At 68.2% G+C, this 14,149-nt stretch carries 16 protein-coding genes; 11 read left to right on the top strand and 5 right to left on the bottom strand.

Annotated features, from left to right (window positions below):
* The first annotated feature begins 52 nt into the window (after positions 1-52).
* The 5 genes from fes to PSS76_RS20340 all read left to right on the top strand — a co-directional run bounded on the left by fes (position 53) and on the right by PSS76_RS20340 (position 4,703).
* On the top strand, positions 53-1,213 hold the full coding sequence (gene fes / locus PSS76_RS20360; RefSeq protein ID WP_337456580.1) for an enterochelin esterase: 1,161 nt from the start codon (positions 53-55) through the stop codon (positions 1,211-1,213).
* An 86-nt stretch (positions 1,214-1,299) separates the two neighbouring features.
* Complete coding sequence (locus PSS76_RS20355) at positions 1,300-2,628, top strand: hypothetical protein (RefSeq protein WP_337456579.1); 1,329 nt, start codon at positions 1,300-1,302, stop codon at positions 2,626-2,628.
* A 46-nt stretch (positions 2,629-2,674) separates the two neighbouring features.
* Positions 2,675-3,259 (top strand): HhH-GPD-type base excision DNA repair protein, encoded by a 585-nt coding sequence (locus PSS76_RS20350; RefSeq protein WP_013414620.1) that lies wholly within the window; start codon positions 2,675-2,677, stop codon positions 3,257-3,259.
* Positions 3,260-3,393: 134 nt separating this feature from the next.
* Positions 3,394-4,233 carry a class I SAM-dependent methyltransferase gene (locus PSS76_RS20345; RefSeq protein ID WP_064058599.1) on the top strand — a complete coding sequence of 280 codons (840 nt, stop codon included), beginning with the start codon at positions 3,394-3,396 and terminating at the stop codon, positions 4,231-4,233.
* A 29-nt stretch (positions 4,234-4,262) separates the two neighbouring features.
* A complete protein-coding gene (locus tag PSS76_RS20340; RefSeq protein WP_064058574.1) occupies positions 4,263-4,703 on the top strand; it encodes a VOC family protein in 441 nt (146 codons plus the stop codon).
* Here the strand turns inward: PSS76_RS20340 and ftsW are convergent.
* Together ftsW and PSS76_RS20330 are read right to left on the bottom strand one after the other, a co-directional pair.
* Positions 4,672-5,913, bottom strand: coding sequence for a putative lipid II flippase FtsW (gene ftsW / locus PSS76_RS20335; RefSeq protein ID WP_237171047.1), 1,242 nt, complete (start codon positions 5,911-5,913; stop codon positions 4,672-4,674). The two genes, PSS76_RS20340 and ftsW, sit on opposite strands and share 32 nt — an antisense overlap.
* A gap of 285 nt (positions 5,914-6,198) precedes the next feature.
* Positions 6,199-6,597, bottom strand: a complete 399-nt coding sequence (locus PSS76_RS20330; protein ID WP_337456578.1) for a VOC family protein — start codon at positions 6,595-6,597, stop codon at positions 6,199-6,201.
* A 133-nt stretch (positions 6,598-6,730) separates the two neighbouring features.
* Here PSS76_RS20330 and PSS76_RS20325 point away from each other — a divergent pair, with 133 nt between their 5' ends.
* A complete protein-coding gene (locus PSS76_RS20325; protein ID WP_064079492.1) occupies positions 6,731-7,720 on the top strand; it encodes an iron-siderophore ABC transporter substrate-binding protein in 990 nt (329 codons plus the stop codon).
* Positions 7,721-7,729: 9 nt separating this feature from the next.
* Complete coding sequence (locus tag PSS76_RS20320) at positions 7,730-8,677, top strand: pyridoxamine 5'-phosphate oxidase family protein (protein ID WP_205317421.1); 948 nt, start codon at positions 7,730-7,732, stop codon at positions 8,675-8,677.
* A 50-nt stretch (positions 8,678-8,727) separates the two neighbouring features.
* Here the strand turns inward: PSS76_RS20320 and PSS76_RS20315 are convergent, their stop codons facing one another.
* Positions 8,728-9,339, bottom strand: a complete 612-nt coding sequence (locus tag PSS76_RS20315) for a TetR/AcrR family transcriptional regulator (protein ID WP_084968802.1) — start codon at positions 9,337-9,339, stop codon at positions 8,728-8,730.
* A gap of 159 nt (positions 9,340-9,498) precedes the next feature.
* On the opposite strand from PSS76_RS20315, the gene PSS76_RS20310 reads away from it, so the two are divergent.
* From PSS76_RS20310 to PSS76_RS20295, 4 genes are read left to right on the top strand one after another with little or no spacing between them, the layout of a single operon-like run.
* Complete coding sequence (locus PSS76_RS20310; protein WP_237171048.1) at positions 9,499-10,878, top strand: flavin monoamine oxidase family protein; 1,380 nt, start codon at positions 9,499-9,501, stop codon at positions 10,876-10,878.
* A gap of 2 nt (positions 10,879-10,880) precedes the next feature.
* Positions 10,881-11,381, top strand: a complete 501-nt coding sequence (locus tag PSS76_RS20305) for an SRPBCC family protein (RefSeq protein WP_044990352.1) — start codon at positions 10,881-10,883, stop codon at positions 11,379-11,381.
* A 32-nt stretch (positions 11,382-11,413) separates the two neighbouring features.
* A complete protein-coding gene (locus PSS76_RS20300) occupies positions 11,414-12,340 on the top strand; it encodes a carbohydrate kinase family protein (protein ID WP_337456602.1) in 927 nt (308 codons plus the stop codon).
* Positions 12,337-12,996 (top strand): class II aldolase/adducin family protein, encoded by a 660-nt coding sequence (locus PSS76_RS20295; protein ID WP_064079489.1) that lies wholly within the window; start codon positions 12,337-12,339, stop codon positions 12,994-12,996. Before PSS76_RS20300 ends, PSS76_RS20295 begins: the two co-directional genes overlap by 4 nt.
* Before the next feature lie 12 nt (positions 12,997-13,008).
* Here the strand turns inward: PSS76_RS20295 and PSS76_RS20290 are convergent, their stop codons facing one another.
* Both PSS76_RS20290 and PSS76_RS20285 read right to left on the bottom strand, forming a co-directional pair.
* Positions 13,009-13,158 (bottom strand): hypothetical protein, encoded by a 150-nt coding sequence (locus tag PSS76_RS20290; RefSeq protein WP_175282009.1) that lies wholly within the window; start codon positions 13,156-13,158, stop codon positions 13,009-13,011.
* Positions 13,159-13,553: 395 nt separating this feature from the next.
* Complete coding sequence (locus PSS76_RS20285; protein WP_005516111.1) at positions 13,554-13,757, bottom strand: cold-shock protein; 204 nt, start codon at positions 13,755-13,757, stop codon at positions 13,554-13,556.
* Positions 13,758-14,149 lie beyond the last annotated feature (392 nt).

Here is a 14,149-nt window from a genome sequence, read left to right as displayed (position 1 = left end):
TAGGTGGCCCGACTTTACTATTAGGAAAGCGTCACCTAAGTAAGGGGTACCTATGTCCGATGTCGAAGCGGTCGACGACCTGCAGCGTCGCCTGCAGGTGGAGGGTGGCCCGTTGATCGATCCCGGGCCGCCGGGGTTCGCGACCGTGACGTTCGTGTGGCGGGCGCCGGCGGGGTCACCCGTGCGGCGGGTGTATCTCGAGGCGAACGGCGTCACCGACCGCCGAGATCCGGACGCGAACGCGCTGCGGCGGTTGCCGGGCAGTGATCTGTGGGTGTTGTCGCGGCAGGTGCCCGAGGCGTGGCGCGGCGGCTACGGATTCCTGCCTCGCGTCGACCCGATCACCGAACCCGCTGCCGGACAGACGGAATGGGAGTGGTGGCGCGGCGTGCTCGCCGGTCTCGTCGCCGACGAACTGAACCCGCTCCCGGTTGTGGCGTCGATGGGGTTGCCTGCGCGCTCGGAGGCGGTGATGCCGGAGGCGCCCGCGCAACGGTGGTGGGTTCACGGGGTACTGCCACGCGGGCACATGACCGAGGAAACGTGCTCGCTTGCCGGCGTGGAACGGAGTATCTGGCTCTACGAGCCGCCGGGGATCGCCGACCGGGACCGTCCGGTTCTGGTCGTCTTCGACGGCCGGGTGGCTGCGGTCGAGATTCCGCTGGCGCCCGCGCTCGACCGGTTGGGAGCTCGTGGCTACCGGGTGCCGCTGGTGGTGATGATCGACAGCATCGAACCGGGGCTGCGATCACGTGAACTACCCTGCAGTCCAGACTTTCTCGACGCACTCACCGGCGACCTACTGCCGAATCTGCGTGCGCGCTGGGGCGCCACCGGCGATCCCTCCTCGGTGCTGGCCGGCGGGTCCAGCTACGGCGGGCTCGCCGCCACGTACGCGGCGTTGCAGGCCCCCGAACATGTCGGCGGAGCGGTGAGCCTGTCGGGATCGTTCTGGTGGCCGCGGCCCCCGATGGTGGGGCGCTCGATCCAGCAGCGGGTCGCGGACCTCGACCCGGGCGGATCGCGCTTCTGGATGGCCGCCGGGCTGCTCGAACCCCGACTGATCGAGGAGAATCGCGAGGTACGGGACCTACTGCGGGCCAAAGGGTTCGATGTGACCTACCGCGAGTTCTGCGGCGGCCACGACTACGTCCAGTGGCGGGACCTACTGGTCGAGGGTGCGTCGGCGCTGCTGGGTCGTCCCGACGTCTGATCGGGGTTCCCGTTCCGGCGGAAAGCTGACATACTCCGGCCAGGGTCGCCGTGCCGGTCGCGGTGGGTTCGAAAGTGGTGAGTGGCATGGCCACCCCGGCCGTTGTCGAGGGGCGTGGACTACCGACGGCGTCGTCGCGTCCAGCGGGCTGCCTCGACGTCTTCCTTCTGGCACTTAACATTCCGGACAGGCCGGACGACTCGGCCGAGCGTTCGGAGCTGCCGGGAGGCTGCGGGTCCGGGCCGTTCCTTCCCGCGTCGAATCCCGACCCGGTGAGCGTGTCGCTGCCGGTGAACCTGCTCGCCGTACGGGAGTGCGTCGAGTTCACGGCAGACCCGCTGGTGTTCGGAAACGGCTCGGCCCCGATCCATGTCGGACCACCGGCGCACTGCCTGTCGCTGTGGGCGGTTCCCGGTCACGGGGTGGTGCTCGCGTGCGAGGACTGGACCGCCGATCCGGTCGAGGGGCTCGCGGACTGGCGTGCGAGCGGCGTCGACGGCGCGGTCGACCGCTTGCTCGCGCCCTTCGGGTTCACCACCGACACGCGTCTGCGTGACGTCTTCCCGGACGGGCACGCTGTGCTGCCGAATGTCCGGCTGGCCGATCTGGTCGCGGGTACCGGGCACGAACGCGCGTCGGCCGGACTGGTCGTCGAGGTGCGCGGCGACGGCGGTGACCGCGTCCGGCAGGGCGTGGGTGGGCGCGGAACCGATGTCGCCGGGTGGCGGTGGGAGCGCGTGGCCCTCGCCGAACGGCCCGCGCGGGAGGGCGCCGTCGTCGCCGTACGGGAGGACGCGGGCGCGATCCTGCTCGACCTCGAGGCGGTCGCCGCAGATCACGATCACGCCGTGTTCGGGGTGAGCGAGATGATCCGGGCCCTGGTCCCGTGGGTCGCCGTCCGGGCGCGGCACGCCGCCGACTACCGGTTGGTGCTCGATCATCTGCGCGATCACGCGGCACTCGAGGATTCGCGCCTGCTGGCGGCCCTCGACGACGTCGCGGCCGTGCAGGCGCGGCGCATGGAGCGAGTGCTGCTGGTCGCCGAGGCGCGGCACGACGCGGCGGCACTGGCCAGGATGGCGCCCGCACAGCTGCGGACGATGCTGGTCCGGCGGCTGTCGACGGAGATGGCAGCGCTGGACGCCGAACTGGGGGAGGCGACGCGAGTGATCGAGCGGGCGTTGCTGCGCAGTGCCGAACGTCGCGGACACCGGCACTCGAGGATCGCGCAGGCGTGGTCGGTCGCGGCCGGTGTCATCGCGGTGGTTGCGGTGTTCGCTGCGCTTGCGGCGGTGCCGGCGGTGGATCAGCCGACGCTGTTCGGGCACTGGCTCGAGGCGCTGGCCGCGACGATCGCCATCACCGCGGGCGTCATAGTCGTCGTGGTCGCCTGGCGGCGACCGCCCGGCCGGTGACGGCGATGGTCGTCTGCGGAACCCGCCCGGATGGCAGGATCGGGGTATGGCCCTCACCTTGAACCTCGTCGGTGACCCCGAAGCGGACGCCCTGCTGGCGTCGGATCCGCTCGCGCTGCTGATCGGCATGCTGCTCGATCAGCAGGTGCCGATGGAGACCGCCTTCGCCGGCCCGAAGAAGCTCGACGACCGTCTCGGGGGCCTCGACGTCCACAAGATCGCCGAGATGAGCCCGGACGACTTCATCGCGGTGTGTGCGCAGCCGCCCGCGGTGCACCGGTTCCCGAAGTCGATGGGGGAGCGCATCCAGTCGCTGTGCGGCTACATCGTGGAGCACTACGACGGCGACACCGCCGCGATCTGGACGTCGGGCCGGCCGAGCGGCAAGGAAGTGCTGAAGCGGCTCAAGGCGCTGCCCGGGTACGGCGACCAGAAGGCCCGAATTTTTCTGGCGCTGTTGGGTAAGCAGATCGGCGTACAGCCGGAGGGCTGGCGTGAGGCGGCCGGAGCCTACGGTGACGAGGGCTCTCGTCGGTCGATCGCCGACGTCGTCGACAGGCAGACACTGCTCGAGGTGCGCGAATTCAAGCAGGCCGCCAAGGCTGCCGCGAAGGCGGCGAAGGAGAAGTAGGCGGTCGGCACCTCGGTACAGGTGAGGGAGCTGCCCGGGGCGGTCCCGACCGGCGACGGCGGTGAAAATGGCTGTCTCCGAGCATCGGTCGTGTGGTACACACCGGTGACCGTGGACTGCCGAGAGGATCCGTCATGCACATCGCCGATGCCATTGCCGCCAACCGTGCGAACTGGAACGAGCGGGCGGACGTTCACGCATCCTCACAGATGTACGACGTCGACGGGTTTCTCGCCGACCCGGAGAGGATCTCGACTGTCGTCCGCAACGACCTGTCGGTCCTGGAACCGCACCTTTCGGGGACGGGCATACGAGGTCGAAGTCTCCTCCATCTGCAGTGTCATATCGGGACCGACACGATTTCGTGGGCACGACTGGGAGCGGTGGACGTGCACGGAGTGGATCTGTCGCCCAACTCGTTGAGGCACGCGAGCCGGATCGCCGTCGCGGACGGCCGTGAAATCCGTTGGTTAGAGGGCGATGTGCGTTTCGCATCGAGCCTCGTGGACCGTAGCTTCGACGTCGTCGTCACGAGCGTGGGAACGATCGCGTGGTTGCCGGAACTGGGTGACTGGGCGCGATCGATTCACGATCTCCTGGTTCCGGGCGGGGTGTTCATGATCCGCGACGATCACCCCATCCTGGGGGCGATGGACCACGAACCGTGGTCGATCTGCGACGACTATCTCGGCGGTGACGGGTACCGCAGCTACGACGATTCGGGCTCCTACACCGAGAACTCCGCCGGTCGGATCAGTCAGGTCACGAACTACGAATGGCGGCACGATCTCGGCGAGGTCGTCGGCGCGCTGCTCGACGCGGGGCTCGTGATAGAGGCTCTGGCCGAGCTGCCGTACATGGATTGGCCGGCGTTCGAGGATCTGGTGCCCTGTCCACAAGGCTGGGAGTTGCGGCAGGGCGCGCCCCGGATTCCGCTCAGCTTCGCTGTCGTGGCGCGGCGGCCGTCGGCGTGAGGCTGGACGACGGGCGCAGGATGGATGCCATGGCACACGTGAAACGTTTCGACCATGTCGGCATCACCGTCGCGGACCTCGACACGGCGACGGCGTTCTTCGTCGGTCTCGGACTCGAGGTGGAGGGCACCGGATCCGTGGAGGGCGAGTTCGTCGAGACTGTGTGCGGCATCCCCGGCGCGCACTGCAACATCGTGATGCTGCGGGCGCCCGGAGGTGGTTTCCGGCTCGAACTCTCCTCCTTCGTCACGCCCCCTCACGTGCCCGGATCGCCGGCTGCGATGGCCAACGAGCTGGGACTACGCAACGTCTCGTTCGAGGTCGGCGACCTCCAGGCGGCCGTCGATGCGGTCGCCGCGGACGGGTACGGGCTCGTCGGTGGCATCGGCGAGTACGAGAGCAGCGTGCGCATGGCGTATGTGCGTGGGCCCGAAGGGATCATCGTGTCCCTGTTCGAGCAGCTCGGCTGACGTCCCCGCGCCCCTGTCGTCGCGTGTGACCGATGCGGTCCGCGGCACGCTCGGTGGTGCGCCGGTACACGGCTCGGGCGGTCGCCGGCCGCATGGGGCGGCCGAACACCACCTGCATCCAGCGTCCACCGCCGTCGTGCAGCGAGACGACAGCCTCGGGTTCGCGTAGTGCGGCGTGGGCGATGAATCCGAAGATCATCATCGTGGTGATCATCGAGGTGCCGCCCGCGGAGATCAACGGCAGCTGAAGTCCCGTGACCGGTATGAGGCCGACGACGTAGGCGACGTTGATGAACGCCTGCAGCACAATCCACGTGGTGGACGCTGCCGCGAGAAGACGCAGGAAGGGATCGGTCGAGCGCTGAGCGATCCGCATGCCGGTCAGGAGCACTACCACGAACAGCCCGATGAGCATGGCCGCGCCGACGAAGCCCAGTTCCTCACCGATGACCGCGAAGATGAAGTCGTTGTGGGACTGCGGCAGGTAGCTCCACTTCGCGTCCGACTGCCCCAGGCCCTTGCCGAACAACCCACCGTTGGCGAGGGCGTACTTGGCCTGGATGGTCTGGTAGTTCAACCCCTGCGGGTCGAGGTCGGGATTCATGAAGGCCTTGATCCGGTCCGAGCGGTAGCCCGCGGTCAGGCCGAGGACCACCGACGTCGAGACGGCGGCGACGGTGATCGTGGCGACCGTGCGGGTGCGGAATCCGCCGAACCACAGCATCGACATCAAGATGATGCCGATCGTGATCATGGTGCCGAGATCGCGCTGGAGCACGACGAGCGCCATGACCGTCACGCTCACCACGGCCAGCGGTTTGAGTGCGGTGTTCACGTCGGCACCCGCCGACTGGTAGTTGGCGATCAGATGCGCACACCAGAGCACCAGCGCGACCTTCGCGAACTCCGATGGCTGAAAGGAGATTCCGCCGACGACGAACCAGCTACGGGCGCCCATCTGCTCGACACCGATTCCGGGAACGAGGACGAGGACGAGGAGCACCCCGGCCATTCCGAGGAGCCACGGCGCCCACGTGCGCAGCGTCCTGGTGCCGATGCGCACGATGGCGACGAAGGCGACGGCTCCGATGGCCGCATACATCGACTGGGGAAGGAACCGCGCATAGGGCGATCCGGAGGTCACGAACGACTCGACGCTCGACGACGACAGCACCATGGTCAGCCCGACCGTCACCAACAGGGCTGTCACGCTGAGGATTACGTGGAAGTCGAACAGCGGTCGAGCAAGCCACACACCGAGCCGAGTTCTCGGCACCGGACCGGCCTCCCCGGCTCGCGGTGTCGTCTTCGTCTTGTCGCGGCGGGTGGAACTGGGGACGTTCCGCGAACGGGATCGAGCCCGATTTCCCGCCGGATCCATCTCCGGCTGCGCTCTCACGCCTCGATGCTCTCATGAACCTCCTGAATCTCATCAATCACGGAAGGTGGCGTCCGAGACCCGGGCACGCGCAATTCGACTCGGAAGCAGTCGGGTTCAGCCGGGTGGTGCGAAGAACTCGAGCGCGATGTTGTCGGGATCGCGAAAGGACAGGCCCGAGCCGTAGGCGGCGGTCCGGATGCCGCCGTGGGCGATGCCGAGTTCGTCGAGGCGGGACTTCCAGAAGTCGAGGTCTTTTGTGGTGCAAGTGAAGGCGACGTGATCGAGACCGATGTTCCGTTCATCGAAAGCGGTGTCCGGGTTCGACCCGGTGTGGGTGTGCAGGCCGAACATCGTCCCGCCGCCGAGCGCGAACACGGCGTGATGAAAGGCGCCGGATTCCTCGTCCTCGTCGAGTACCGGCGGCGCCCCGAACAGACGGGTGTACCACTCGGTGCTGACGGCCATGTCGGACACGGTGACGGCGATGTGGGTGAGGGCTGGGAACGGTGCCACGAGAGACCCCTTCCTCGGGAATCGCTGACGCCGCCAAGCCTATCGCCGCAGGGCTCCGACCGGGGCGGTGTTGGTCCGGCCGACACCCTCGAGTTAGGTTAGCGTCAGTTAACCTCTTGGGAAGGTCTTTGCTGTGACTGCTCGTCGGCGTTCGCTCGCGCTCTCCCTCGTCGCCCTGGCCGGGACGTTCTCTCTGGTCGCGTGCAGTTCCGACGCCGCGACCGATGACGGTGCCGCGTCCTCGGGGGACGGGGCGTTCCCGGTGACCATCGAGCACGCGTACGGCTCCACGACCGTGGAGGAGGCGCCCTCACGCATCGTCACGGTCGGATTCAACGATCTCGATTTCGTGCTGGCGCTCGGTGAGACGCCTGTGGCGACCCGCGCCTACTCCGGGTACGCCTACAAGGATCGGCCGTGGGCGGCGGGCTATGCCCGCGACATCCCCGAGGTCGGCGAGATGGATCTGCAGTACGAGAAGATCGCGGAGGCGAATCCGGATCTCATCGTCGGCACGTACTCGCTGACGGAGAAGTCGGGCTACGACACCCTGGCGGCGCTCGCCCCGACGATCGGGGACCTGAAGGGGGCGAGCGGTGGCTCCGGCTCGTGGCAGGATCAGCTCGCCACGATCGGCCGGGCGCTCGGCAAGGAGACCGAGGCGCGCGAACTGCAGCAGTCCGTCGAGTCGGACTTCGCAGACGCGAAGACGTCGAACCCGCGGTTCCAGGGCCGCACCGCCGCGGTCGCGATGTACATGGACGGCGATTTCTACATCTTCGAGGCCGGCGATCCGCGTGGCGACTTCTTCACCAACCTCGGATTCTCGACGCCTGCGCAGACCGGTTCGATCAGCGCCGAACAGCTGGCCTTGCTCGACCAGGACAACCTGATCGTCCTCGGCGCCACCAAGGAACAGCTCGCGTCGAACCCGGTGTTCGCGCAGCTCGGTGTCGTGAAGGAGGACCGTACCGTCTACCTCGGCGAGTTCGGCACGGACGTGCCCGCCGCGCTCGGGTTCGCGAGCCCGCTGAGCTTGCCGTACCTGATCGACGCCACCGTTCCGGCGCTGGCCGCCGCGTCCGACGACGATCCGGCGACCTCCGTTCCCACTGTCGGCTAGGGGAGTCCCGTGTCCGCGATCTCGACAGTTGCCGAGCTGGAGGCGATCTACGGCGAGCAGCCGCCGCTCACCCTCGAGAAGTCGATCTCGGTGCTCGACGAGCACTGTGTCGCCTTCCTGTCGTTCGCGCCGTTCGCCGTACTGGGAGTGCAGGGACGTTCGGGCGCACAGCATTCGGTGGTCGTCGGCGGCGATCCCGGGACCCTGACGGCGGAGCATGCGATGGCGCTGCGCGTCGACGTGGCCGGAGGCGTCGTGCCGCCGGACGTCGAAGACGGCGCGCCCGCAGGGCTGGTGGCGCTGGTACCCGGGTACGGCGAGACGCTGCGAGTGAACGGGCGGGTGCGGCGCGACGGCGAGTCGGTAGTCCTCGACGTCGAGGAGGTGTTCCTCCACTGCGCGAGGTGCGTCACCCGCTCGAAACTGTGGCGCGACCACCAGCCGTCCGAGCTTGCTCCGATCACCATGGAGGACAGCGGGTTCGATGACCCGCATGTGCTGGCGTTCCTGGGAGCGACTTCGTTCCTGACGCTGTCGAGCACCGACGCCGGTGGTCACGGCGACGTCAGCCCCAAGGGCGACGACCGCGGCTTCCTCGTGCCTCTGGACTCCCACCGGATCGCGTTGCCGGACCGACCCGGGAACCGGCGCACCGACACCTTCCGAAACCTCCTCGCCAATCCCGCCGTGTCGCTACTCGCCCTCGTCCCGGGAGACGACCGCGTCCTCGAGGTGCGCGGTACAGCCCACGTGACCACCGACCCCGCCGTGCGCGCACGGGTGCAGGGCGGCGGCGCGCTTCCCGAACTGGCGCTCCTGATCGACGCCGAACGGGTCGACCTCCGGCACGAGGACTCCCTGCAGGCGTCGGGTCTGTGGCGTCCGGACCGTCGGATACCGAAGGGCGCGCTGCCGACAGCGGGTGCGATCTGGACCGCCCACGTCGGCGCCTCCTGAACCCTTGCGCGACGTAGGTGGTCGCCCGGTCGAGCCGTCGTGTCGGTGGTTCAGTGGGACGTCGCCGGGCTCGACAGATGGGACTCGAGCAGCCGAATCATCGAGTCCCGCAGGGCGACGCGGCTCACCGGATCGCCCGGCCGGGCGATCTCGTGCAGCGTGAAACCGTCTATCAGGGCCACGAACTGGCGTGCGGGTAGCGCGGGGTTCTCCACCCCGAACATCTCCAGGGCGCGTTCGGTGGCCTCTTCGATTGCGCCCATGATGCGATGGACCGCCTCCGCGAGTTCGGGTCGCCGTCGCGCCGCGAGATATGCCTCGAACTGTGCGACGGAATCGTCGTTGTCCTGCCCCGTGACGAGTTCCACCAGGGCCTCGGCCAGTTCGTCCCGGCCGACCGTCTCGGACCGAGCCGCGGTGAGCAGCGTGGCCACCTTGTCGGTGACCGCGTCCGCGATCTGCGTGATGGCCGCGTCGATCACGTCGGGGACCGAGTCGAAGAAGTAGCTGGTGGTGGAGGCGGGGAACCCGGCCCGGTCGGCGACCGCTCGGAATGTGACGCGCTCGAGCCCCTTCTCGGCGATCACCGCAATTGCCGCGGCGACGAGCTCCGTGCGTCGTTCGCGTCCGCGTGCGTAGTGCGAGCGACGTGAGGGGTTCATGGGACGAGAATACTGATCGAGCAAAGTCTGGCCATTTGGCCAAACTTTGCCTAACGTGTCTCCACGCGACCGTCGGTCGGTGCGGCCGTCGGATCGGTTCGACGGCCGGCGCGGACGGAGCCGAGAGTTGTTCGCAGTCGAGGAGTGGGGGAGGTGACCGTGGCATCGACAACCGATGTGATCGTGGTCGGTGCCGGATTGGCGGGGCTGACGGCAGCCCGTCGACTCGTGGACGCCGGACTGGCCGTGCAGGTCGTCGAGGCGCGTGACCGGGTCGGTGGACGCACGCTCAATCACGACCTGGGCGACGGCCGGATCGTCGACTCCGGTGGCCAGTTCGTGGGCCCGACCCAGGACCGGGTCCTGGCACTGGCCAAGGAGCTGGGGGTCGAGACCTTCTCGACCTTCGATCAGGGGCTCAGTACCTACGTCAAGAACGGCACGGCCCGGACGTTCACCGGTGACGTTCCGCCGGACCCCGCCGCGCTGGCCGACGTGGGTGCGCTGATCCTCCGGGTGAACCGGGCCGCCAGGTCGATCCCGGTCGACGAGCCGTGGAACGCGCGTGGGGCACGCTCTCTCGACTCGCAGTCGCTGACGAGTTGGATCCGGCGCGGCGCGGTCACCGACGGCGGACTGGACCTGCTCAACGTCCTGCTGGGTTCGGCGTTCGGTGGGTCCGCCACCGACGCGTCCGCGCTGTTCGGCCTGTGGTACGTCGCCGGTGCGGGCAACGAATACACCGCCGGTACCGTTGAGCGGATGATCGGAGTGCTTGGGGCAGCGCAGGATTCGCGGTTCCACGGCGGTGCCCAGATGCTCTCGCTGCGGCTCGCCGACGAGCTCGGGGATGCGGTGACGCTCGGCGAGCCGGTGCGGAGGGTCGAGCAGGACGGACGTGGCGTGCGGGTGTTCAGCGACAACCGTGAATGGTCCGCGAGCCGGGTGGTCGTCGCTGTGCCTCCCGTGCTGGCCAGCCGAATCGCCTGGGATCCGCTGCTCCCGGCCCAGCAGGACGCACTCTTCTCACGCATGGCACTCGGCACGCTCTGCAAGATCGAGGCCGTCTATCCGGAACCGTTCTGGCGCAAGGACGGACTGTCGGGTCAAGGGGTCTTCCGGGATCCCACCTCGCCGGTGTGCTCGATGTTCGACAACTCCCCACCGGACGGCGGCCCCGGCATTCTGATGGGCTTCGTCGGCGGCGCCCAGTGGCGGCGATGGGTGTCGCTCCCGGCCGGTCAGCGCCGAGGAGCGGTGCTCCGGGCCTTCGCCACGGTCGTCGGGAAGCAGGCGCTCACACCCGTCGAGTGGATCGAACAGGACTGGACCAAGGAAGAGTGGACGCGCGGCGGCCCGACGTCGGTGCTCGCGCCCGGCGTGGTCACCGAACTGGGGATGTGGCGGGACGTGCCTTTCCAGCGAGTGCACTGGGCCGGTGCGGAGCACTCGCCGTACTGGAACGGGTACCTCGACGGTGCCGTCCGTTCCGGTGAATCATCTGCAGCCGAAGTCATTGCGGCCGAAGGGAAGATGTGATCATGCCCAATCGCTTCGTGATCAGCGCGCAGCGCGTACTCGCCGCCACGCTCGACGAGGTGTGGGAGCTGACGTCGGACACCGGGCGCTACGGCGACTGGGTGGTGAGTGTCCGGGAGGTGACCGCCCACCACGGTCCCGCGACCGTCGGCAAGTCGTATCGTGAACGGGTCACGTCGGTGGGTCCGCTGACGTCGCGCGCCGAGTGGACCGTTCGCACCCTCGAACCGAAGACGCTGCGAATCGATTCCGGTGTGGGCCTTGCGCCGCTGCGCGACGTCGTCAACATCTTCCGGTTCGCGCCGGTCGGCGACGCCGCCACCTCGATGACCTATGAATTCCACTTCACGCTCGGGCCGGCCCCGCTCGGCGCCCTCGTCCACAAGATCCTCCGCTCCTCGATGGCCGCCGCGTTCGACGAATCGATGCGCGCACTCGAGACGGTGATCCTCTCCGAACGTCCGACACAGCAGGAACTCCGGGAAGGGAACGAAGTCCGGTGACGACAACGAATGCGGCAGATTCCGTGCGGGCGATGATGTTGGGCGTGCATGTGCTCGACACACTGGTCCGGCCGGTGGAGAGCATTCCCGAGGGCCAGGGCGGTGCCCTCGTCGAACAGATCGCGATCTCGCCGGCCGGAACGGCGGGTGGGACGGGCCTCGTCCTGTCACGTCTGGGAGTGCAGGTGCGCGCCGCCGGGGCAATCGGCGACGACGTGGTGGGCGAGATGCTCACCATGCTCCTCGAACGCGAGGGCATCGATACCTCACTGCTGCACCGGATCACCGGTGCGCAGACGTCGGCCTCGGTACTCCCCATCCGCCCGGACGGCTCACGTCCCGCACTGCACGTAGTGGGCGCGAATCAGTTCCTCGGCGAGCATGTTCCGTGGGAGGAGCTGACGGGTGCCGACTTCGTGCACCTGGGGGCGGTGGAGTTCTACGGCGGCGACCTCGGTGCGCAGATCCTCGAGCGAGCACACGAGCACGGTGCGATCACCTCGGCGGACAGCCTGGCACAGGGCCTGCCCGGGGTCCTCGACTACATCCGAGCGGCGTTGCCGCACATCGACTACCTGCTGCCCAACGACGAGCAGGTGATCGGCTGGACCGAGGCGTCGTCGTTGCGTGAGGGCTGCGAACGCCTGCTGGAACTGGGCGCCCGGTGCGTCGTCGCCACGGCAGGAGCGGAGCCGACGGTGGTCGCCACCGCGGACGGCATCACCGAGGTGCCGGCGTTCCCGGTCGACGTCGTCGACACCAGCGGGTGCGGTGACGCGTTCTCGGCCGGGTTCCTGCGGGGCATCTCCCTCGGACTCGACGTCGTCGGCGCCGCCGAGTTCGGTAACGCCACTGCCGCGCACACCGCGCAGGGGCTCGGCAGCGCCTACGGGACGTACGACGCGGACACGGTGCGCGCCTTCATCGCGGCACGGCGCCCGGCCGAGGATCTCGGATGACGAGCCCCGGTGCGTTCACCGAGCTGCGCGCGTCGGTCGCCGACACCGCCCGGCAGGTCGCGGCGCGCGGACTGGTGCTCGGGAGCGCCGGCAACGTCAGTATCCGCGACGGCGACGCGGTCGCGGTCACTGCGAGTGGGGTGCACCTGATCGACGCGACCGTCGACGACGTCACCGTCGTGCACCTGGACGGCCACGTGATCGAGGGCGGGTTGCGCCCGACCACCGAACTCGAAATGCACCTTGGCATCTACCGATCGACCTCGAATAGCAGTGTGGTGCATGCGCACTCGACGTCGACCGTTGCGCTGTCGTTGGTGACCGACGAGCTGCCCCCGGTGCACTATCAGCAGCTGCTGCTCGGGGGCGCCATCCCCGTGGTCCCGTTCGCGGCGTTCGGGAGTGAGCAACTCGCCACGTCGACGGTCGAGGCGCTGGCGCACCACAACGCGGCGATCCTGGCGCACCACGGCTCCGTGGCGGTGGGCCAGTCGCCGACCGAAGCGCTCGACCGAATCGTGCTGCTGGAGTGGCTGTGCGAGGTCTACCTCCGCGCCGCGGCGGTGCGCCGGCCCCGCGCGCTCACGCCCGACGACCTACAGGCCGTGATCGAGATGGCGATCGCGACGCAGTACGGGGAGAAGCGCCGCGTGTGAGCAGCGGCCGCGTCAGCCGGGCGGTGCGAAGAACTCGAGTGCGATGTCGTCCGGGTCGCCGAGGGGCAACCCGACGCGAAGCTCGTCACCCTCATCGGCGTCCGCGGTTGTTCCGCGGGGCACGAAGTCGCACACATTGCTGCTCCAGTTCGCTTCGGTCAACCGCGCAGTGGCAGAATGGAACCCATGTCCCTCACCCTCGATGCGGCCTTCTGGCGCCGCGTGTATGCGGATCGGCAGCGGGTGGAGGACGAGCGGGCGAGGGTGACCAGGACGGGGCACCACCGACCGGTCGGGGATGATGCAGTGCGGGCGGTCCCACTCAGTCACACCGCTGCGATGAAGTCCGCGCGGGCAGAGCTGACCAGGGTGGCGCGTGCTGCGGAGAACTTGCACGGGGTCGTTCACCCATAAGCAGTAGCTCCGCGCCGAACGGGTCCGCGTCGGGATGGTGACCCGGCGTGTGTACGAAACACGTCGGGGCTCGCCCCCTTGCATAGGAGGGGCGAGCCCCGACGTGGCCTCACATCCCCGCGAGGGGGACGAGCGGGGATGGATCAGATGACGGTGATACCGGTCGCCTGGGGGCCCTTGGCGCCCTGGCCGATCTCGAACCGCACGTGCTGGTTCTCTTCGAGGCTGCGGAACCCGCCGCTCTGGATCTCCGAGTAGTGAACGAAAAGGTCAGCGGAACCGTCCGAAGGTGCGATGAAGCCGAACCCCTTCTCCGAGTTGAACCACTTCACGGTGCCTTCTGCCATGTGTATTTCCTTTTCTCCTGCTGTACGGCTCTGCCGAAAAGGGGCAGAGTCCGGCCGATATCGCATGACGAGAAGATTTTCCAGGACAGGAGATCCAACCGCACGCAACAGAGAATTTGCGAGCGCGGTAAACGCGAACAAAGACTACGACCAAGCACAGTCAACCACAGATCCGATGGAAAGTCCCGCACCCGAACCCGCGATCCAACGTGGGGACGCGTTCGGGAGCCTCGGAAACGTTGTCGCAGTGGACTATCGAGTGCTGAAGAGTTCGCGACTTATCTCCTCGCTGCTTCTCGGCATGGGGAGAGAAGCGGCAGGGATGCGGTCGGTGAGTGCTTCGGCCGCAGTGCGGTTGATCCCGCAATCGCCGTCTGCTGTGTCCCACGGGT

This window comes from Prescottella sp. D32, from assembly GCF_037287305.1.
Classification (GTDB): domain Bacteria; phylum Actinomycetota; class Actinomycetes; order Mycobacteriales; family Mycobacteriaceae; genus Prescottella; species Prescottella equi.
The sequence above is the reverse complement of the archived record's forward strand: the minus strand, read 5'-3'. Positions and strand labels throughout refer to the sequence as shown.

Excerpts from the sequence above, each read along its gene's own strand:
- PSS76_RS20285 (WP_005516111.1), bottom strand. The coding sequence starts at position 13,757 with ATGGCAGAAGGCACCGTGAAGTGGTTCAACTCGGAGAAGGGGTTCGGC.
- fes (WP_337456580.1), top strand. The coding sequence starts at position 53 with ATGTCCGATGTCGAAGCGGTCGACGACCTGCAGCGTCGCCTGCAGGTG.
- PSS76_RS20295 (WP_064079489.1), top strand. The coding sequence starts at position 12,337 with ATGACGAGCCCCGGTGCGTTCACCGAGCTGCGCGCGTCGGTCGCCGAC.
- PSS76_RS20315 (WP_084968802.1), bottom strand. The coding sequence starts at position 9,339 with ATGAACCCCTCACGTCGCTCGCACTACGCACGCGGACGCGAACGACGC.
- PSS76_RS20340 (WP_064058574.1), top strand. The coding sequence starts at position 4,263 with ATGGCACACGTGAAACGTTTCGACCATGTCGGCATCACCGTCGCGGAC.
- PSS76_RS20355 (WP_337456579.1), top strand. The coding sequence starts at position 1,300 with ATGGCCACCCCGGCCGTTGTCGAGGGGCGTGGACTACCGACGGCGTCG.
- PSS76_RS20305 (WP_044990352.1), top strand. The coding sequence starts at position 10,881 with ATGCCCAATCGCTTCGTGATCAGCGCGCAGCGCGTACTCGCCGCCACG.
- PSS76_RS20350 (WP_013414620.1), top strand. The coding sequence starts at position 2,675 with ATGGCCCTCACCTTGAACCTCGTCGGTGACCCCGAAGCGGACGCCCTG.
- PSS76_RS20300 (WP_337456602.1), top strand. The coding sequence starts at position 11,414 with ATGATGTTGGGCGTGCATGTGCTCGACACACTGGTCCGGCCGGTGGAG.
- PSS76_RS20345 (WP_064058599.1), top strand. The coding sequence starts at position 3,394 with ATGCACATCGCCGATGCCATTGCCGCCAACCGTGCGAACTGGAACGAG.